The organism is Xanthomonas sp. WHRI 1810A (assembly GCF_040202885.1).
Lineage (GTDB): Bacteria > Pseudomonadota > Gammaproteobacteria > Pseudomonadales > Pseudomonadaceae > Aquipseudomonas.
Map to the genome: position 1 here is coordinate 499,788 of NZ_JBEGED010000001.1, position 19,612 is coordinate 519,399.

At 61.0% G+C, this 19,612-nt stretch carries 17 protein-coding genes; 12 read left to right on the forward strand and 5 right to left on the reverse strand.

The annotated features are described in order from the left end of the window. The 5 genes from gcvP to ABQX22_RS02290 all read left to right on the forward strand — a co-directional run bounded on the left by gcvP (position 1) and on the right by ABQX22_RS02290 (position 6,799). Positions 1–2,862 (forward strand): aminomethyl-transferring glycine dehydrogenase, encoded by a 2,862-nt coding sequence (gcvP, locus tag ABQX22_RS02270; RefSeq protein ID WP_349796061.1) that lies wholly within the window; start codon positions 1–3, stop codon positions 2,860–2,862. Between the two features lie 183 nt (positions 2,863–3,045). Further along, positions 3,046–4,422 (forward strand): L-serine ammonia-lyase, encoded by a 1,377-nt coding sequence (locus ABQX22_RS02275; protein WP_349796063.1) that lies wholly within the window; start codon positions 3,046–3,048, stop codon positions 4,420–4,422. A gap of 60 nt (positions 4,423–4,482) precedes the next feature. Then, on the forward strand, positions 4,483–5,604 hold the full coding sequence (gene gcvT, locus ABQX22_RS02280; protein WP_349796065.1) for a glycine cleavage system aminomethyltransferase GcvT: 1,122 nt from the start codon (positions 4,483–4,485) through the stop codon (positions 5,602–5,604). 393 nt (positions 5,605–5,997) lie between these two features. After that, the gene (locus ABQX22_RS02285) at positions 5,998–6,210 is read left to right on the forward strand and encodes a cold-shock protein (RefSeq protein ID WP_003227496.1); all 213 of its coding nucleotides are present in this window, start codon (positions 5,998–6,000) and stop codon (positions 6,208–6,210) included. 100 nt (positions 6,211–6,310) lie between these two features. Beyond that, on the forward strand, positions 6,311–6,799 hold the full coding sequence (locus ABQX22_RS02290; RefSeq protein WP_349796068.1) for an RDD family protein: 489 nt from the start codon (positions 6,311–6,313) through the stop codon (positions 6,797–6,799). A 171-nt stretch (positions 6,800–6,970) separates the two neighbouring features. Here the strand turns inward: ABQX22_RS02290 and lptG are convergent, their stop codons facing one another. Both lptG and lptF read right to left on the reverse strand, forming a co-directional pair. Beyond that, on the reverse strand, positions 6,971–8,032 hold the full coding sequence (lptG, locus tag ABQX22_RS02295) for an LPS export ABC transporter permease LptG (RefSeq protein ID WP_349796070.1): 1,062 nt from the start codon (positions 8,030–8,032) through the stop codon (positions 6,971–6,973). Beyond that, positions 8,025–9,149: an LPS export ABC transporter permease LptF gene (gene lptF / locus ABQX22_RS02300; protein ID WP_349796072.1), complete on the reverse strand. Its 1,125-nt coding sequence runs from the start codon at positions 9,147–9,149 to the stop codon at positions 8,025–8,027. The genes lptG and lptF overlap by 8 nt, the downstream gene beginning before the upstream one ends. Before the next feature lie 306 nt (positions 9,150–9,455). On the opposite strand from lptF, the gene ABQX22_RS02305 reads away from it, so the two are divergent. The 5 genes from ABQX22_RS02305 to rlmF all read left to right on the forward strand — a co-directional run bounded on the left by ABQX22_RS02305 (position 9,456) and on the right by rlmF (position 16,147). After that, complete coding sequence (locus ABQX22_RS02305; protein ID WP_349796074.1) at positions 9,456–10,946, forward strand: leucyl aminopeptidase; 1,491 nt, start codon at positions 9,456–9,458, stop codon at positions 10,944–10,946. Between the two features lie 51 nt (positions 10,947–10,997). Continuing rightward, positions 10,998–11,426, forward strand: coding sequence for a DNA polymerase III subunit chi (locus ABQX22_RS02310; protein WP_349796076.1), 429 nt, complete (start codon positions 10,998–11,000; stop codon positions 11,424–11,426). Positions 11,427–11,433: 7 nt separating this feature from the next. Further along, the gene (locus tag ABQX22_RS02315; RefSeq protein ID WP_349796078.1) at positions 11,434–11,871 is read left to right on the forward strand and encodes a DNA polymerase III subunit chi; all 438 of its coding nucleotides are present in this window, start codon (positions 11,434–11,436) and stop codon (positions 11,869–11,871) included. Between the two features lie 253 nt (positions 11,872–12,124). Then, on the forward strand, positions 12,125–14,971 hold the full coding sequence (locus tag ABQX22_RS02320) for a valine--tRNA ligase (RefSeq protein ID WP_349796080.1): 2,847 nt from the start codon (positions 12,125–12,127) through the stop codon (positions 14,969–14,971). Between the two features lie 147 nt (positions 14,972–15,118). After that, positions 15,119–16,147, forward strand: coding sequence for a 23S rRNA (adenine(1618)-N(6))-methyltransferase RlmF (gene rlmF, locus ABQX22_RS02325; RefSeq protein WP_349796434.1), 1,029 nt, complete (start codon positions 15,119–15,121; stop codon positions 16,145–16,147). A gap of 74 nt (positions 16,148–16,221) precedes the next feature. On the opposite strand, the gene ABQX22_RS02330 is transcribed toward rlmF, so the two are convergent. After that, positions 16,222–16,503: an HU family DNA-binding protein gene (locus tag ABQX22_RS02330; RefSeq protein ID WP_349796082.1), complete on the reverse strand. Its 282-nt coding sequence runs from the start codon at positions 16,501–16,503 to the stop codon at positions 16,222–16,224. A gap of 354 nt (positions 16,504–16,857) precedes the next feature. On the opposite strand from ABQX22_RS02330, the gene yejK reads away from it, so the two are divergent. Together yejK and ABQX22_RS02340 are read left to right on the forward strand one after the other, a co-directional pair. Beyond that, positions 16,858–17,859, forward strand: a complete 1,002-nt coding sequence (gene yejK, locus ABQX22_RS02335; protein WP_349796084.1) for a nucleoid-associated protein YejK — start codon at positions 16,858–16,860, stop codon at positions 17,857–17,859. A gap of 32 nt (positions 17,860–17,891) precedes the next feature. Beyond that, on the forward strand, positions 17,892–18,242 hold the full coding sequence (locus tag ABQX22_RS02340; RefSeq protein ID WP_349796086.1) for a glutaredoxin family protein: 351 nt from the start codon (positions 17,892–17,894) through the stop codon (positions 18,240–18,242). Positions 18,243–18,258: 16 nt separating this feature from the next. Here ABQX22_RS02340 and ABQX22_RS02345 read toward each other — a convergent pair whose 3' ends face one another. Next, the gene (locus ABQX22_RS02345) at positions 18,259–19,191 is read right to left on the reverse strand and encodes a glutathione S-transferase family protein (RefSeq protein WP_349796088.1); all 933 of its coding nucleotides are present in this window, start codon (positions 19,189–19,191) and stop codon (positions 18,259–18,261) included. Positions 19,192–19,256: 65 nt separating this feature from the next. Then, positions 19,257–19,604, reverse strand: coding sequence for a GIY-YIG nuclease family protein (locus tag ABQX22_RS02350; RefSeq protein ID WP_349796090.1), 348 nt, complete (start codon positions 19,602–19,604; stop codon positions 19,257–19,259). Positions 19,605–19,612 lie beyond the last annotated feature (8 nt).

Here is a 19,612-nt window from a genome sequence, read left to right on the forward strand (position 1 = left end):
ATGACTGACCGTATCGAATTGAGCACTGCCAACGAATTCATCGCGCGTCACATCGGCCCCCGCGCCGACGACGAAAAAGCCATGCTCGCCACCCTGGGCTTCACGTCCCTGGAAGAGCTGAGCGCCAGCGTTATCCCCGAATCCATCAAAGGCACCAGCGTTCTGGGCTTGTCCGATGGTCAGAGCGAAGCCGATGCACTGGCGGCCATCAAGGCCATCGCCAGCAAAAACCAGCTGTTCAAGACCTTCATCGGCCAAGGCTATTACGGCACTCACACCCCGGCACCGATCCTGCGCAACTTGCTCGAAAATCCGGCCTGGTACACGGCCTACACGCCGTATCAGCCAGAGATTTCCCAGGGCCGCCTCGAGTCGCTGCTGAACTTCCAGACCCTGATCAGCGACCTCACCGGCCTGCCGATTGCCAACGCATCGCTGCTCGACGAAGCCACAGCCGCCGCCGAAGCGATGACCTTCTGCAAGCGCCTGAGCAAAAACAAAAGCAGCCAGCAATTCTTCGCCTCGAGCCACTGCCACCCGCAAACCCTCGACGTGCTGCGCACCCGTGCCGAGCCCCTGGGGATTGAGGTTGTGGTCGCCGACGAAAGCGAACTGACCGACGTCAGCGGTTTCTTCGGCGCGTTGCTGCAATACCCGGCGAGCAATGGTGATCTGTTCGATTACCGCGAGCTGGTGGAGCGTTTTCACGCCGCCAACGCACTGGTGGCCGTGGCCGCTGACCTCCTGGCCCTGACCCTGCTGACCCCTCCGGGCGAGTTCGGCGCTGACGTGGCCATCGGCAGCGCGCAACGTTTCGGTGTACCGCTGGGCTTCGGTGGTCCGCACGCCGCTTACTTCTCCACCCGCGACGCCTACAAACGCGACATGCCGGGCCGCCTGGTAGGCGTGTCGATTGATCGTTTCGGCAAGACCGCGCTGCGTCTGGCCATGCAAACCCGCGAACAACATATCCGTCGCGAGAAGGCCACCAGCAACATCTGCACGGCGCAGGTGCTGCTCGCCAACATCGCCAGCATGTACGCCGTCTACCATGGCCCGCAGGGCCTGACGCGCATTGCCAATCGCGTGCACCACCTGACCGCCATTTTCGCCCAGGGCCTGAGCCAACTGGGCCTGACTGTCGAGCAAGCGTTCTTCTTCGACAGCGTGACGATTAACACCGGCGCCAACACCGCTGACTTGCACGCCAAGGCACGGGCTCAGCAGATCAACCTGCGCGAAGTCGATGCACAACGCCTGGGTATCTCGCTGGACGAAACCACTCAGCAAGCCGACGTTGAAGCCCTGTGGGCACTGTTCGCTGACGGCAAATCGCTGCCTGACTTCGCCGAACTGGCTGACGCGGTGGAAGCGAAACTGCCAAGCGAACTGCTGCGCCGTTCACCGATCCTCAGCCACCCGGTCTTCAATCGCTATCACTCCGAGACCGAGCTGATGCGCTATCTGCGCAAACTGGCCGACAAGGACCTGGCGCTGGACCGCACCATGATTCCGCTGGGCTCCTGCACCATGAAGCTCAACGCCGCCAGCGAAATGATCCCTGTGACCTGGGCCGAGTTCGGCAACCTGCACCCGTTCGCCCCTGCCGAGCAAAGCGCCGGCTATCAACAGCTCACCGATGAGCTGGAAGAGATGCTTTGCGCCGCCACCGGTTACGACGCGATCTCGCTGCAGCCCAACGCCGGTTCCCAAGGTGAATACGCCGGTTTGCTGGCCATTCGTGCCTATCACCAGAGCCGTGGCGATGAGCGTCGCGACATCTGCCTGATTCCTTCGTCCGCCCACGGCACCAACCCGGCCACTGCCAACATGGCGGGGATGCGCGTGGTGGTGACGGCGTGCGACGCGCGCGGCAACGTTGACATCGAAGACTTGCGCGCCAAGGCCATCGAGCACCGTGAGCACCTCGCGGCGCTGATGATCACTTACCCGTCCACCCACGGCGTGTTCGAAGAAGGCATTCGCGAGATCTGCGGCATCGTCCACGACAACGGCGGTCAGGTGTACATCGACGGCGCCAACATGAACGCGATGGTCGGCCTCTGCGCGCCGGGCAAGTTCGGCGGCGACGTGTCCCACCTGAACCTGCACAAAACCTTTTGCATCCCCCACGGCGGTGGCGGCCCGGGTGTTGGCCCGATTGGCGTGAAGTCGCATTTGGCGCCTTTCTTGCCCGGCCACGGCAAGATGGAACGCAAGGAGGGCGCGGTGTGCGCTGCGCCGTTCGGCAGCGCAAGCATTCTGCCGATTACCTGGATGTACATCCGCATGATGGGCGGCCAGGGCCTCAAGCGTGCATCGCAGCTGGCGATTCTCAACGCCAACTACATTTCCCGCCGCCTGGAAGAGCATTACCCGGTGCTCTACTCTGGCACCCACGGTCTGGTGGCTCACGAATGCATTCTGGATCTGCGCCCGATCAAGGACAGCAGCGGCATCACCGTCGACGACGTGGCCAAGCGCCTGATCGACTTCGGTTTCCACGCCCCGACCATGTCGTTCCCGGTGGCGGGCACCTTGATGATCGAGCCGACCGAGAGCGAATCCCGGGAAGAACTGGACCGTTTCTGTGATGCCATGATCAAGATCCGCGAAGAGATTCGTGCGGTAGAAAGCGGTGCACTGGACAAAGAAGACAACCCGCTGAAAAACGCCCCGCACACCGCTGCAGAGCTGGTTGGCGAATGGAGCCATCCGTACAGCCGCGAACAGGCGGTGTACCCGGTGGCGTCGTTGATCGACGGCAAATACTGGCCGCCGGTAGGTCGGGTCGATAACGTGTTCGGCGACCGCAATCTGGTCTGTGCCTGCCCGTCGATCGAGAGCTACCAGGACGCGTAATTCGCGCCCCACCGTAGGAGCGCGCTTGCCCGCGATCAGGTTGACGCGGTGTGTCTGGCTCACTGCTATCGCGAGCAAGCTCCCTCCCACAGGTCATACGTTAATCTGTGGGAGGGAGCTTGCTCGCGAAGAAGCCACCTGCGGCAAGCCTCCAAACACCATAACAATAACCGGAGCCCAACCATGTCCCTGAGCGTGTTCGACCTGTTCAAGATTGGCATCGGCCCCTCCAGCTCTCACACCGTGGGCCCGATGCGAGCCGCAGCGCGGTTCGCCGAAGGCTTGCGGCGCGATGGCGTGCTCGCGTCGATCACCTGCGTGCGGGTCGAGCTGTACGGCTCCCTCGGCGCCACCGGCAAGGGCCATGGCAGCGACAAGGCCGTGTTGCTGGGCCTGGAAGGTGAACACCCCGACACGGTAGACACCGAAACCGTCGCCGCGCGGCTGCAGCAGATTCGCGGCAGCGAACGCCTGAACCTCTTGGGCGAACACAGCATCGAGTTCATCGAAAAACAACACCTGGCGATGATTCGCAAACCGCTGGCCTTTCACCCCAACGGCATGATTTTCCGTGCCTTCGACGCCTCGGGACTGCAAGTGCGCAGCCGCGAGTACTACTCGGTGGGCGGCGGTTTCGTAGTCGATGAGGACGCGGCCGGCGCTGATCGCATCGTCGAAGACACCACCCCGCTGGTTTACCCGTTCAAGACGGCCAGGGAGTTGATGGCGCACTGCGCCGCCAGCGACCTGTCGATCAGCCAGGTCATGCTGGCTAACGAAGCAGCGTGGCGCCCTGAAGCCGAAACCCGCCAGAAACTGCTGCACATCTGGCAAGTCATGCAGGACTGCGTCGAAGCGGGCTGTCGGAACGAGGGCATTCTGCCGGGCGGGCTCAAGGTCAAGCGTCGCGCCGCCGCGTTGCATCGGCAGTTGTGCAAAAACCCGGAAGCGGCATTGCGCGATGCGTTGTCCGTGCTCGACTGGGTCAACCTGTACGCGCTGGCCGTGAACGAGGAAAACGCGAACGGCGGCCGGGTGGTGACAGCACCCACCAATGGCGCAGCGGGCATCATTCCTGCCGTGCTGCATTACTACATCCGCTTCATCACCGGCGCCAACGAAGACGGCGTGGTGCGGTTCCTGCTGACCGCTGCGGCCATCGGCATTCTGTACAAGGAAAACGCGTCGATTTCCGGTGCCGAAGTCGGCTGCCAGGGCGAGGTCGGCGTGGCCTGTTCCATGGCCGCCGGTGCCTTGTGCGAAGTCTTGGGCGGCAACGTCAATCAAGTGGAAAACGCCGCCGAGATTGGCATGGAACATAACCTCGGCCTGACCTGCGACCCCATCGGCGGGCTGGTGCAGGTGCCGTGCATCGAACGCAACGCGATGGGTTCGGTGAAGGCGATCAACGCCGTGCGCATGGCGCTGCGTGGTGACGGCCAGCATTTTGTCTCGCTGGACAAGGTGATTCGCACCATGCGCCAGACCGGCGCCGACATGAAAAGCAAATACAAAGAAACAGCCCGTGGCGGGCTGGCCGTCAACATTATCGAGTGCTGATACAGCCTATTTCGAGGGCGGCGACTCCGGTCGATGCCTGTCCCCCTTCAAGGAGTTTCTATGTCCACTGAATTGCTGCAAACGCCGCTTCACGCCCTGCACCGGGAACTGGGTGCCAGGATGGTCCCCTTCGCCGGCTACGACATGCCCGTGCAATACCCGGCCGGCGTCATGAAAGAACACCTGCACACCCGCGAGCAGGCCGGTTTGTTCGATGTGTCGCACATGGGCCAGATTCTCCTCACTGGCGCCCATGCCGCCCAGGCCCTGGAAACCCTGGTACCGGTGGACATCATTGACCTGCCGGTGGGCATGCAGCGCTACGCGATGTTCACCAACGAAACCGGCGGCATTCTCGATGATTTGATGGTGGCCAATCTGGGCAACGATCAGTTGATGCTGGTCGTCAACGCCGCCTGCAAAAACGAAGACCTGGCGCACCTGCAGCAGCACATCGGCGGCCAGTGCGACATCAAGCCGTTGTTCGAAGAGCGCGCATTGCTGGCCCTGCAAGGCCCGCAAGCAGTGACTGCGCTGTCGCGCCTGGCGCCGGACGTGGCAAAAATGACTTTCATGCAGTTCAAAAGCATCAGCATTGACGGCATCGACTGTTATGTCAGCCGTTCCGGCTACACCGGTGAGGACGGATACGAAATCTCGGTGCCTGCCGATCAGGCCGAATCGCTGGCTCGCCGCCTGCTGGCCGAGCCGGAAGTGGCCCCCATCGGCCTGGGCGCTCGCGATTCGCTGCGCCTGGAAGCCGGCTTGTGCCTGTATGGCCATGACATGAACGCCGAGACCACGCCGATCGAAGCGAGCCTGCTGTGGGCGATTTCCAAATCACGTCGCGCCGATGGCGCACGTGCCGGCGGTTTCCCCGGTGCTGCGCAGATTTTCGCGCAGCAGCAATCAGGTGTTGCCCGCAAACGCGTGGGTTTATTGCCTCAGGAGCGCACCCCGGTGCGTGAAGGCGCGGAGATTGTCGATGCCGACGGAACCGTCATCGGCACCGTGTGCAGCGGAGGCTTTGGTCCGACCTTGGGCGGACCATTGGCCATGGGCAGTCTTGATACAGGCTTCGCTGCACTGGATACACCCGTTTGGGCGATTGTGCGTGGCAAGCAAGTACCAATGCGGGTCAGCAAAATGCCATTTGTGGCGCAGCGTTACTTCCGCGGGTAATTACGGCGTCAAAAAAACAGGCAGCCAAAAGAGTGCACATCTCCGAGGCTGCCGCATCTCAGTGCACTTTTGACCGCACTACAAAGTGTCAAAAAAATGCACGCTTAACGAGATCTTTACAGTAAAAACTATCGATCACTGATCATCGGTTAAAGTTTTCAAAAAACGCATCAAACCGCCTGAAACCGGGCCTGAGCGGGGCTTGTTTTTTCTGTAACAGTTAGCGTAGAGTTTCTTAACTGTGTTCGCATGGGCCGCTTGGGACCGTGACCCGGGCAGTAGCGTGAAGCACTGCTACATCCCGCTCTACGATTCTTACTTCCTGCAACCAGCCCCAGTACTTCTTCGTGTGAAGGAGGCTGTCATTAATTTTAGTTCCAAGGAAATAAGAAAATGTCTACACGTCAGAGCGGTACCGTTAAGTGGTTTAACGACGAGAAAGGTTTTGGTTTTATCACTCCCGAGAGCGGTCCGGATCTGTTCGTCCACTTCCGCGCTATTCAAGGCAATGGCTTTAAAAGCCTGAAAGAAGGCCAGAAGGTGACATTCGTCGCCGTGCAGGGCCAGAAAGGGATGCAGGCTGACGAAGTCCAGGCTGAAGCCTAAATAGCCGCAAACGAAAAAGCCCCTGGTGTTCTGCACCAGGGGCTTTTTTATGTCCGCAGTTTTGTAACATGCACGCTCCCCCGCCAACGAGCGCGCCCTCATGTCGAAACATCTGCTCCGTCCGCAAGGCGATTTCCCGGCTGCGGGACTGGGCCGTCGCCTGGCGGCGATCTTTTACGACGGCCTGCTGAGCGTGGCCTTGCTGATGGTCACCACCTTCATCTACAAGCTGATCTGGATGGGGTTCGTGGGCGAAGCAAAACTGCGGGCGATGTCCGAAGCCGGTTCGCTGGACGGCGATCCTCTGCTTTCGACCCTGCTGTTTTTTGTCCTGTTTGGATTCTTTGCCAAGTTCTGGACCCATGCCGGTCAAACCCTGGGCATGCAGGTGTGGGGGATTCGCGTACAGAACGCCAACGGTACCGCGATCAGCCTGTGGCAGGCCTTACTGCGTTACCTGGTGGCGATTGCCTCCTGGCTGTGTCTGGGGCTCGGTTTTTTCTGGAGCCTGATCGACAAGCAGAAACGCACCTGGCATGACCTGTATTCCAATAGCCAGGTGGTGCGGCTGCCGAAGCGCAGGAAATGAATGTCGCCTCGCATCATCCGTAGGAGCGCGCTTGCCCGCGATGGCATTGGGTCAGCAATCTATCTTTAGCTGACACACCGCAATCGCGGGCAAGCGCGCTCCTACAGAGGGCGAGACACACGCCCACAAAAAAGCCGACCCTTGGGTCGGCTTTTTCACTGCAGCCAGCGATTAGCCCGCTCGACGCAGCAGCCAGATCCCTGCCAGCGCACAAATACCCGCCGGCACCAGCACAGCGAACAGCGGCGAGAATCCGAACACCAGACTGGACGGGCCCAGCAGGTCCTGTGCGATGCGGAAGGTAAAGCCCACCAGCACGCCGGTGAACACTCGCTGGCCCAGGGTCACCGAGCGCAGCGGCCCGAAGATGAAGGAAATGGCCATCAGCACCAGCGCGACGGTCACCAACGGCTGCAGAATCTTGGTCCAGAACGCCAGCCAGTAACGCCCGTTGTTGAGGCCCTGGTCCGCGAGGTAATGCGCATAACCCCACAAGCCGGTCATCGACAACGATTCAGGCGGCAGCACCACGGTGCTCAACAATTGAGGGCTGAGGGCGACGTTCCACTTTTCTTCGGGGGTCTTCACCACCTCGGTCCGGTCGCCGTGGAACACCGTGGTGGTGACGTCTTTCAACAGCCAGTAATCGGTCATGAAATTCGCCTGTCTGGCGAAGCTGGCCGTCTGCATGTGGCGCTGGTCGTCGAAGTGGTAGCGGGTCACGCCGTACAGCAAACCGTCCGGCTGCACGGTGTTGATGTGGATGAATTCTTCACCCTGACGGTGCCAGAGACCATGACGCGCACTTTGGGCATCACCGCTGCCCTGCGCCAGCGAACGTGCCGCCTGCGCCTGGCTCTCGGTGACCGGCGCGACGTACTCGCCAATCAAGAGCCCCGCGACCATCAGTACCAACATCGGCTTCATGACCGCCCACACGATACGGCCGATGGACACACCAGCGGCACGCATGATGGTCAGTTCACTGCTGCTGGCCAGACCGCCGAGGCCGATCAGGCAACCGATCAGCGCCGCCATGGGCAGCATGTCGTAGAGACGACGCGGCGCCGTCATGATCACGAAACTGCCGGCGTCCCAGAAGGTGTAGGTCTCGCTGATGTCGGCCATTTCATCGATAAAAGCGAACAGCGACGCCAGCCCGAGAATAATGCCCAACACGGCAAGAATCGCGACGAACACGCTCTTGCCGATGTAGCGATCGAGCTTAACCATGAGCCACCTCCGACACGGCTCGGCGACTCTTCATCTTCAAGCGCAGAGGCTCCCAGTACAGCAGCACCAGACCAATCGCGAGGAAAATGGCGTGCACCCACCACAAGCCGAGCGCATGGGGAATCTTGCCTCGCTCCAGCGCGCCGCGGGCGGCGATGAGGATGGTGAGATAGGCCATGTACAGCAGAATCGCCGGCAGCAGCTTGAGGAAACGGCCCTGACGCGGATTGACGCGGGCCAGCGGCACCGCCATCAAGGTCACGATGAACACCAGGATCGGCAGCGAGATACGCCATTGCAGCTCAGCCCGGTTTCGCGGCGAGTCCTCCCCGCTGAGCAATTCGCTGGTAGGAATCGCGTCGCGGTCGGTCACTTCGTCGCTGATGTCCGGCTTGGGCAGCAATGCGCCGTAGGTGTCGTACTTGATGGCGCGGTAGTTGGCTTCACCCGGATTGCCGTCGTAGCGATAGCCGTTTTCAAGGATGAGGTAGCGGCTGCCGTCGTTCCGAACTTCCTGGTGGCCTTTTTCGGCGACCAGCACGGTGATCCCGCGATCCTTGGCTTTATCCGAAGACATGCGCTTTTCGGAAATGAACACGCCGGCCAGATTGACGCGGTCGTCGGACAGTTGCTCGGTGTAGGTGACGCGGGTGCCGTCGCGCAAGGCCTGGAAACGGCCAGGGACCAGCGTGTCGAATTCGGTCATTGCATCCTGCTTGTTGATCAGCAGGGAAAACTGGGTGGCGCCCTGAGGTGCGAGGCTGAAGCTGAGCCACGCTACCAGCAGCGACACCAGCGCCGCCGGGGCGAGCGTAATCAGAAGCAGGCGCTGCTGGCTCATGCCGGTGGCCGCCAACACGGTCATTTCACTTTCGAGATAGAGGCGGCCGTACGCCAGCAGGATCCCGAGAAACAGCCCCAGCGGCAGAATCAGCTGCAGGAAGCCTGGCAGACGAAAGCCCATGATCAGAAACAGCACACCAGGGTCCAGGGCGCCGGAGGCTGCTTGGGCCAGATACTTGATGAAGCGTCCGCTCATGATGATTACCAGCAGCACAGCGCTCACAGCGCTCAAGGTAACCAGCACTTCTCGGGACAGGTAACGGAAAACAATCAAACCAGACACTCCAGGATTGTCACGCTCAGGCAGCCTGACAAGGAAATGGATCAGCCAGGCCGTTCGCTACGGTGAACGACCAAAAAAATATGCGGCATTATCCTGTGATTGGGTGTGTCTGTCACTGCGCGCACCGGATACTTCTCACTTACCGGTGACACACGCGAATTAACGGGGTTGTCATGGGTCCTCCCGCAGGGTCAAACTGCGGGCCTTACCGCTGGCATGGCGATTGGAGACACCTGGACCCATGCCGCGCTGCGCAGTCATTTTGCGATAACCCACAGTTTATTCGGGGACCCCGACATGGAATTGGTTGTTAAAAGCGTCAGCCCAGAAACCTTGAAAACCGCCACCCTGGTGGTGGCCGTTGGCGAAGGTCGCGCGCTCAGCGATGCCGCAAGCAATGTCGATACCCTCAGCGGTGGCGTAATCAGCGCTGTGCTCAAGCGCGGCGACCTGGCCGGCAAAGTCGGTCAAAGCCTGCTGCTGCACAGCCTGCCGAACCTGAAAGCCGAACGCGTGCTGCTGGTGGGCACCGGTAAAGAAGCTGAACTGACCGACCGTCAATTCCGCAAAGTCATCGGCGGGGTGCTGTCGACCCTTAAAGGCCTGGGCGGCACTGACGCCACCTTCGCGCTGGATCACCTGATCGTCAAAAACCGCGACACCTACGGCAAGAACCGTCTGCTGGTCGAAACCCTGGCTGACGGCGAATACGTGTTCGATCGCTTCAAGAGCCAGAAAGCCGACCCGCGCGCCCTGAAGAAAGTCACGCTGCTGACCGACAAGGTCAACGTCGCCGACGTCGAACGCGCCGCCAGCCACGCCCAGGCCATCGCCAAAGGCATGGCGTTCACACGCGATCTGGGCAACATGCCGCCGAACCTGTGCCACCCGACTTATCTGGGCGAAGAAGCCAAAGCGCTGGGCAAGCAATTCAAAGGCTTGAAAGTTGATGTCCTGGACGAGAAGAAAATCGCCGATCTGGGCATGGGCTCGTTCCTGGCCGTGGCTCAGGGCAGCGCACAACCGCCGCGCCTGATCGTCATGAACTACGCCGGCGGCAAGAAAGCCGACAAGCCGTTCGTGCTGGTCGGTAAAGGCATCACCTTCGACACCGGCGGCATCAGCATCAAGCCTGCGGCCGGCATGGATGAGATGAAGTTCGACATGTGCGGCGCTGCCAGTGTGTTCGGCACTTTGCGCGCCGTCCTCGAGCTGCAACTGCCGATCAACCTGGTGTGCATTCTGGCGTGCGCCGAGAACATGCCAAGCGGCACGTCGACCCGTCCGGGCGATATCGTCAAGACCATGAGCGGCCAGACCGTTGAAATCCTCAACACCGACGCCGAAGGCCGTCTGGTGCTGTGTGACGCGCTGACTTACGCCGAACGTTTCAAGCCGCAGGCGGTGATCGACATCGCGACCCTGACCGGCGCTTGCGTCGTGGCGCTGGGCGGTCATACCTCCGGGCTGCTGGGCAACAACGATGGTTTGATCCATCAACTGCTGGACGCCGGCAAACGCGCCGACGACCGTGCGTGGCAGTTGCCGTTGTTCGACGAGTATCAAGAGCAGCTGGACAGCCCGTTTGCCGACATCGCCAACATCGGCGGCCCGAAAGGCGGCACCATCACAGCGGCCTGCTTCCTGTCGCGCTTCACCAAGGCTTACGAGTGGGCGCACCTGGACATCGCCGGCACTGCATGGCTGAGCGGCGGCAAGGACAAGGGCGCCACTGGCCGTCCCGTCCCATTGCTGACCCAATACCTGCTCGACCGCGCAGGCGCCTGAGCCAACGCGAAACGTGCCCTCACCCGGCACGTTTCGCGCTCTGGAGCTTTCATGACCCAAGTTGACTTCTACATCCTGCCCAGCGCCGACCCGAACGCGCGGCTGGATTTCGCCTGCAAGCTGACGGACAAGGCCTGGCGGCTGGGGCATCGCGTTTATCTGCATTGCAGTGACGCGAACCAGCGCGAGGACCTCGACGCCCGCCTGTGGCGATTCAAGGGTGAAACGTTCGTCCCCCATGGCGACGCCGAAGAAGACACCGACGCGCCGGTTGCCCTGGGGCTGGGAGATGATCCCGGTCAGCATCAGGATCTGCTGGTCAACCTTGACCTGCGCATTCCCGACTTCTTCAAGCGCTTTGCTCGCGTGGCGGAAATCGTGGTGGAAGATCCGGCCATTAAATCAGCCGCACGGGAGAGTTTTCGCTTCTACCGTGAACACGGCTATCCTCTGCAAGATCACCGACTGCAGCGTCTTTGAGCACATGATGGACACTTCGAAAAACCTGAAAGCGCCCCACGATTTACTGGATGACCTGGAGTCGATCCGCCAGCTGCTGGGCGATGATTCCGCGCATCCGCCCCTGCTGACCGATACGATCGCCGACGAAGGTCAGATCCCTCTGTTGTTCGATGTCGTGAGCGGCAAACCGCTGCCGACCGATGCGCCCGAGTTTGACGACGCAGACATTCCGACCCTGACGCCTGAGCCTGCCCCGACCCTGTTCGCGGCAGAGCCCGAAACGCCGGAACCTGCGGCCGCTCCGAATCCCGATGCTTTGCTGCACCTGGACAATGAGTTGCGTGCAGCGGCGCAGTTGATCATGCAAGACGTGATCGACGACTTCGCCCCGCACATAGAAAACGAAATCAAACGCCGTCTGGATGCCCGGATGGAGCGGTTGTTGAGCCAGTATCAAGGCTGACCCCACTGTTCTGTAGGAGCGCGCTTGCCCGCGAACGCGGTGTGTCAGTTACCTGTCATTCGCCTGACACGACGCAATCGCGGGCAAGCGCGCTCCTACAGGGTATTGCGCACCTCGCACGTCCGGTTTCACCGCCTTCATTCCCTGCAAGCACCGCCCGTAGCCTACAGCCCGTCGCCGGTGGCTTGCAGCCAGCCCTGCCGTTATACTTGCCGGCTTTCCCGAATTAAGCCCAATCAGGTTCCCGCCCCGCATGGACAAGACCTACCAGCCGCACGCCATCGAAACTTCCTGGTACCAGACCTGGGAGTCTGAAAATTATTTCGCTCCGCAAGGCGCGGGCGACTCGTACACCATCATGATCCCGCCGCCGAACGTCACCGGCAGCCTGCACATGGGTCACGGCTTCAACAACGCGATCATGGACGCCCTGATCCGTTTCCGCCGCATGCAGGGCCGCAACACCCTCTGGCAGCCGGGCACCGACCACGCCGGTATCGCCACGCAGATGCTGGTAGAGCGTCAGATCGAAGCGCAAGGCTTGAACCGTCATGACCTGGGTCGCGACAAATTTCTTGAAAAAATCTGGGAATGGAAGGATCAGTCCGGCGGCAACATCAGCCGTCAGATCCGCCGTCTGGGTTCGTCGGTGGACTGGAGCCGCGAGCGCTTCACCATGGACGACGGCTTGTCCGAGGCGGTCAAAGAAGCCTTCGTGCGGCTGCATGAAGACGGCCTGATCTACCGCGGCAAGCGCCTGGTGAACTGGGACACCAAGCTGCACACCGCGATTTCCGATCTTGAAGTCGAAAACCACGACGAGAAGGGCCACCTGTGGAACCTGCGTTATCCACTGGCTGACGGCGCGAAAACCGCTGATGGCCTGGATTACCTGATCGTTGCCACCACCCGCCCGGAAACCATGCTCGGTGACGCGGCCGTGGCCGTGAACCCGAACGACGAGCGCTATCAGGCGCTAATCGGCACCTTCGTCGAACTGCCACTGGTGGGCCGCCGCATCCCGATCATCGCGGACGATTACTGCGACCCTGAATTCGGCACCGGCTGCGTGAAAATCACCCCGGCTCACGACTTCAACGACTACGAAGTCGGCAAGCGTCACAACCTGCCGCTGCTGAACATTTTCGACAAGAACGCCTCCGTATTGCCCGCCGCTCAGGTATTCAACCTCGACGGCACGCTGAACGACACCGTCGACGGTACCCTGCCCGCCCAGTACGCCGGGCTTGATCGCTTTGAAGCACGCAAGCAGATCGTCGCCGCGTTCGATGAGCTGGGCCTGCTGGTCAGCGTCGACGACCACGCCCTGAAGGTCCCGAAAGGCGACCGCTCCGGCACGATCATCGAGCCATGGCTGACAGACCAGTGGTACGTGTCCACCAAGCCGCTGGCCGAACCTGCGATTGCCGCCGTTGAAGACGGTCGCATTGCGTTCGTGCCCAAGCAGTACGAAAACATGTACTTCTCGTGGATGCGCGACATCCAGGACTGGTGCATCAGCCGCCAGCTCTGGTGGGGCCATCGCATTCCGGCCTGGTACGACGAATCCGGAAAGGTCTATGTAGGACGCGACGAAGCCGAGGTGCGCGCCAAGCACAACCTCGGTCCTGACGTTGCCCTGCAGCAGGACAACGACGTGCTCGATACCTGGTTCAGCTCCGGGCTGTGGACGTTCTCCACCCTGGGTTGGCCGGAAAAGACCAAGGCGCTGGAAACCTTCCACTCCACCGACGTGCTGGTCACCGGTTTCGACATCATTTTCTTCTGGGTCGCCCGGATGATCATGCTGACCATGCACCTGGTGAAGAACGAAGACGGCACGCCACAAGTGCCGTTCAAGACGGTGTATGTCCACGGCCTGGTCCGCGATGGCCAGGGCCAGAAGATGTCCAAATCCAAGGGCAACGTGCTTGACCCGCTGGACATCATCGACGGCATCGAGCTGGAAGATCTGGTCGCCAAGCGCACCTCCGGCCTGATGCAGCCCAAGCTTGCGAAGAAGATCGAGAAACAGACCCGCGACGAATTCGCCGACGGCATCGCCAGCTACGGCACCGATGCCCTGCGCTTCACGTTCTGCTCGCTGGCGTCCACCGGCCGCGACATCAAGTTCGACATGGGCCGGGTCGAAGGCTATCGCAACTTCTGCAACAAGATCTGGAACGCCGCGCGCTACGTGCTGGACAAGGGCGAAGATTGCGGCCAGAACGGCGAAGCCTTCGAGCTGACCCTGCCTGATCGCTGGATCATCTCGCAGCTGCAACGCACCGAAGCCGAAGTCACGCGCCAGCTGGATCAGTTCCGCTTCGACCTCGCTGCTCAGGCGCTTTACGAGTTCATCTGGAACCAGTATTGCGACTGGTACCTGGAGCTGTCCAAGCCGGTGCTGTGGGACGAAAACGCGCCGGTCGAGCGTCAACGTGGCACGCGTCGCACGCTGGTTCGGGTGCTGGAAGTCGCACTGCGTCTCGCCCACCCGTTCATGCCGTTCATCACCGAAGAAATCTGGCAGCGCCTGGCGCCGCTGGCCGGTGTGACCGGCAAGACGGTCATGCTGCAACCGTGGCCGGTGGCCAACGAGACGCGCATCGATCAAGGCGCCGAAGACGACATCGAGTGGCTCAAGGGGCTGATGCTGGGCGTGCGCAATATCCGGGGCGAAATGAACATCGGCCCGGGCAAGCCGCTGACCTTGTTCCTGAAAAACGTTTCCGCCGAAGACCAGCGTCGCCTGACTGAAAACGACGCGCTGCTCAAGAAGCTCGCCAAGCTGGAAGCCATGACCGTACTGGCAGACGGCGCCGAAGCACCACTGTCGGCCACTGCACTGGTGGGCGAGATGGAAGTGCTGGTGCCGATGGCGGGGCTGATCGACAAAGCCGCCGAACTGGCGCGTCTGGACAAGGAAATCCTGCGCTTGCAGGGCGAAGTCCAGCGCGTGGGCGGCAAGCTGTCCAATGCCGCGTTCGTCGACAAGGCCCCGCCGGAAGTCATCGCCAAGGAACGCGCCAAGATGACCGAAGCCGAACAGGCGCTGGGCAAACTGGCCGAGCAACACGCGCGGATTGCCAGTTTGTAACGCTACGCCAATCTTTGTAGGAGCGCGCTTGCCCGCGATGAGGCCAGCCCTGGCACCACCAATCTGAAGACAGAATGGTGGTGCAAATCCGACGTCATCGCGGGCAAGCGCGCTCCTACAGGGGTCGATGCCCGTCACGAGAATCGAATTCGCAATGACCACCCCCCGCCATCCAAAACTACCCCGCAAAAAGCCCAACCCCGCACAACCGGCGTCCCCCGCCGCGCCCCGGGAAAAGGCCAGCCTGCACCGCGCAATCGCCATCAGGGCCATTACGACTTTCCCAAGCTGATCAAAAGCAGCCCGGAGCTGGGCAAGTTCGTGGTGATCAATCCGTACGGCAAGGAGAGCATCGACTTCGCCAACCCGGCGGCGGTTCGCGTGTTCAACCGGGCGCTGTTGAAATCCTTCTACGGCATTGCGCACTGGGACATTCCAGCGGATTACCTGTGCCCGCCGATCCCCGGACGTGCGGATTACCTGCATTTTCTCGCTGACCTGCTGGCTGATCACAATGACGGCATCATCCCCCGTGGGGCGTCGGTCACGGCGCTGGACGTCGGCACCGGCGCCAACTGCGTGTACCCGTTGATTGGCCACAGCGAATACAACTGGCGGTTCGTGGGCACCGACATCGACAAGGTGGCGGTGGCCGCAGCGACAGCGATCATCACGTCCAACAACCTCGGCAAATCCGTCAGCCTGCGTCTGCAAGGCAATCGCAAGCTGATTCTGCTGGACGTACTGGACAAGGAAGAGCGGTTCGACATCAGCCTGTGTAACCCGCCCTTCCACGCGTCGGCTGAAGAAGCGTTGCGCGGCAGCGAGCGCAAATGGCGCGCCCTGGGCAAGGCGGATCCCAAACGCAAACTGCCGGTGCTTAACTTCGGCGGCCAGGCGGCAGAGCTGTGGTGCGAAGGCGGCGAGTCGCGATTTGTCACGCAGTTGATCAACGAGAGCGCTCAGGTGCAGCAGCAGGTGTTGTGGTTCAGCACCCTGGTGTCCAAGGCCTCCAACCTGCCGGCAATTCAGAGCACGCTGAAAAAAGCGGGGGTCTTTGAGAGCCAGGTGGTGGAGATGTCACAGGGGCAGAAGCAGAGCCGGTTCGTCGCCTGGACCTTTCATGACAAAGCGCAGCAAGCAGCGTGGCGGGCGGAGCGTTGGCTTAAGCCCTGATCAGCAAATCCCGCCCACAAAAAAACCGTGCCCGGATCGCTCCGTTGCACGGCCTCTGCAGCAAGCGTTGTCGCTTACTTGTTGATCGAGTCGCTCAGCACTTTAGCTGGAACGAACTTGACCACTTTCTTGGCAGCGATTTCGATGGCAGCGCCAGTCGAAGGGTTGCGGCCGGTGCGCGCTGGACGCTCGGTGACTTTCAGTTTGCCGATGCCTGGCAGCGTGATTTCAGCGCCGTTTTCCAGTTGGTCAGCGACGATTTGGCCCAATTGCTCAAGAGCATTACGCGCGGTGGTTTTCGGCGCGTCGATTGCTTCTGCGATATCGGCGATCAATTGGTCTTTAGTCAGAGCCATGGTGGTGTTCCTTCCCTATCAAATTCATATGGTTTGCAGCATGTGTTCAGGCGCGAAATGTAGATGCCGAATACGGCCTTTGGTTCGCCCAAAAGCCCCACATACTGCATGCTTGGCGCGCTTCAGTGCGCAAGACGGGGCAAAACTAGCACAGAGCCACGCAAATATCCGCCCCTACCTACCCAATTGGTCAGGTTTATCGTGCCGTATCACACAAAAACAGACCAACCCCGCTCCCGACCATTGTTTACGGCCTGATTCGGGCCTTCCCACTGACAGGTGCGGTACACTTGCCGACTTTCGACTGAGCCGTGTGCTCACCCGTTCAGTTTCATTTCAGCAGCCGAGAAATCCATGCCGATCCGTCACGCCATCGTTCATCTGATCGACAAGAAACCTGACGGTACGCCCGCCGTTCTCCACGCCCGCGACTCCGAACTCGCTGAGTCCCAGGCCATCGAGAACATGCTCGCGGACCTCAACGAGAGCTACAACGCCAAGCAGGGTAAAGCCTGGGGCCTGTTCCACGCCGAATCCGGCGCGCATCCGTTCAGCGGCTGGCTCAAGGAATACCTCGACGAAGGCAAGGACTTCACCGCCTTCAGTCGCACGGCCGTCGAGCACCTGCAAAAGCTGATGGAAGAATCGAACCTGTCGGTGGGCGGCCACGTGCTGTTTGCCCACTACCAGCAGGGCATGACCGAATACCTGGCCATCGCGCTGCTGCACCACAGCGAAGGCGTCGCGGTCAACGAGGCGCTGGACGTCACCCCGTCGCGCCACCTGGACCTGGGTCAACTGCACCTCGCCGCCCGCATCAATATCTCCGAGTGGCAGAACAACAAGGCCTCCAAGCAGTACATCTCGTTCATCAAGGGCAAGAACGGCAAGAAGGTTTCCGAATACTTCCGTGACTTCATCGGTTGCCAGGAAGGCGTCGACGGCCCGGGGGAAACCCGCACGCTGCTCAAGGCGTTCAGCGACTTCGTCGAGAGCGAGGACCTGCCCGAAGACTCCGCCCGCGAGAAGACCAAGACCCTGGTCGATTACGCCAGCAGCCAGAGCAAAATGGGTGAGCCCATGGGGCTTGAAGAGCTGTCCGGCCTGATCGATGAAGACCGCCCGCGTGCGTTCTACGAACACATCCGCAACAAGGACTACGGCCTGTCCCCCGAGATTCCGGCCGATAAGCGCACCCTCAACCAGTTCCGCCGCTTCACCGGTCGCGCCGAAGGGCTGTCCATCAGCTTTGAAGCGCACCTGCTGGGCGACAAGATCGAATACGACGAAGAGAAAGGCACACTGATCATCAAAGGCCTGCCGACGCAGCTGACCGATCAGCTCAAGCGCCGCTGATACTCGCAACGAACACTCAGAGACCGACCGGCATGTTCAGACGCACCCTGAAGAAGTTTCTGCTGATCATGCTGGTGGTGGTCGTGTACCAGAACTGGGGCAAGATCGAGAACTTCGTTCACCCCTCCTCCGGCGTTTCGGCGCAGGTTCAAGCGAACGCCAACGTCACGCTGTACGCCACCGACTGGTGCGGCTACTGCAAACAGACGCGGCGGTTTCTGGACAGCAAAGGCATCCCCTACACCGAGTTCGACATCGAGAAGGACCCGGCCGGGCGCAAGGCCTATGAAGCGCTGGGCGGACGCGGGATTCCCCTGATCGACGTGAACGGCACGCTGATCAGAGGGTTTAGCGAGGACGCGATTCTGGCGGCGTTGAAATAATCGTCACCGACACCGATCACGCAGCCTTGATCTGAAACCCGTAACGCGGAAAGTGCACATGCACCACGCCTGCACGCTCATCCTCGCGGCGCACGGTGATCTCTTCGCGACCGCTGAAGACCAGTTCGCCCTGAACCGGATCAACGCCGTAATCCACCGCTGAAACACTGATTGACTGACCGAGCGCAAAGCCGTTGGGGTCCACGAAGACTTCATCCGGAACAGCCGCGGGCGTGGCATGGCGCGCGATTTCCAACGCATCGGCCGAACCCAGCTCACTCGGGACGCCATGACCAAACCCAATGACCCGCTGATACCACGCCAGCACGGCCGGGTAGGCATCCACCAAGGGTGCCGTCACCGGTGTCTGTTTTAGGAACCACAACGTGTGGGCGACCGAGAAATCCGCAATCGACGGCACGCCGAACAGGAAGTCGCCATTGCGCTCAAGCTGGGTTTCCAGTCGACCCATCAATGTCGGCCACTGGTGCTGGGCGAGTTCGAGCGACACCCGGGAGGCGTTACCGCCCGTGAACATCGTGGTGCGGTCGGCCACGAAGGCTTTCATCACCTCGGGTGGCGCCTTGGCAAAGCGTACGGCCAGCGACGCGGGCTGAAACACGAGACTTACCGCGTGCAGAAAAAGTACCGAATCGGCCCACGCAGCAAGGCTCGCGCAGGTAAATTCCTGGCCTTCGGGGTAAAAGCTGGGCGATGACTTTTCCTGCTCCAGACGACGTGCGATCAAGGCGGTGTCGCAATAGACATCGGCACCCACTTGCAGCACCGGCGTCTTGCGGTAGCCACCGGTCAGGGCCGTCAGGTCGGGTTTGGGCATGATCGCAGGAATGGTGACCGAGCGCCACGACAGGCCTTTGAAACCCATCATCAAGCGGGCCTTTTCGGCAAACAGGGAGTTGGGGTAATGATGGAGGACGAGCTCTGACATGGTTCGGTACGCCTACAGGGTGAAAAGCAGCAGCTTAACCCTGTCGGCGAACGCGGCCTACCCGCTCAGGCTGATGCCGGTTCATCACGCCCGTGGATAGGCACTGCGGCACGGGGGGCGCTGGCGGCGAGGATTTCCTTGGCGCTTTTCCTGAGTTTTTTGATCAGGCGCTCCTGACGCAGGGCGTCGCTTCTGTCGCGGCACGCCTCGACGTACACCAGCGCGACGGCAGGGCTGGAGCAGAAAAACCGGGCGCCCTTGCCCCGTTGATGGGCAATGAAACGACGCTCGGGGTCATCGCTGATGCCGCAATACAACGCACCATTTTCGGCGCGCACCAGGTACACGAACCAGGTCTTGGGCACCGGGGTCGTGGGAGCGTCATCAGGGGCGCTGAGGGAAATATCGGGCATGGGCAGCA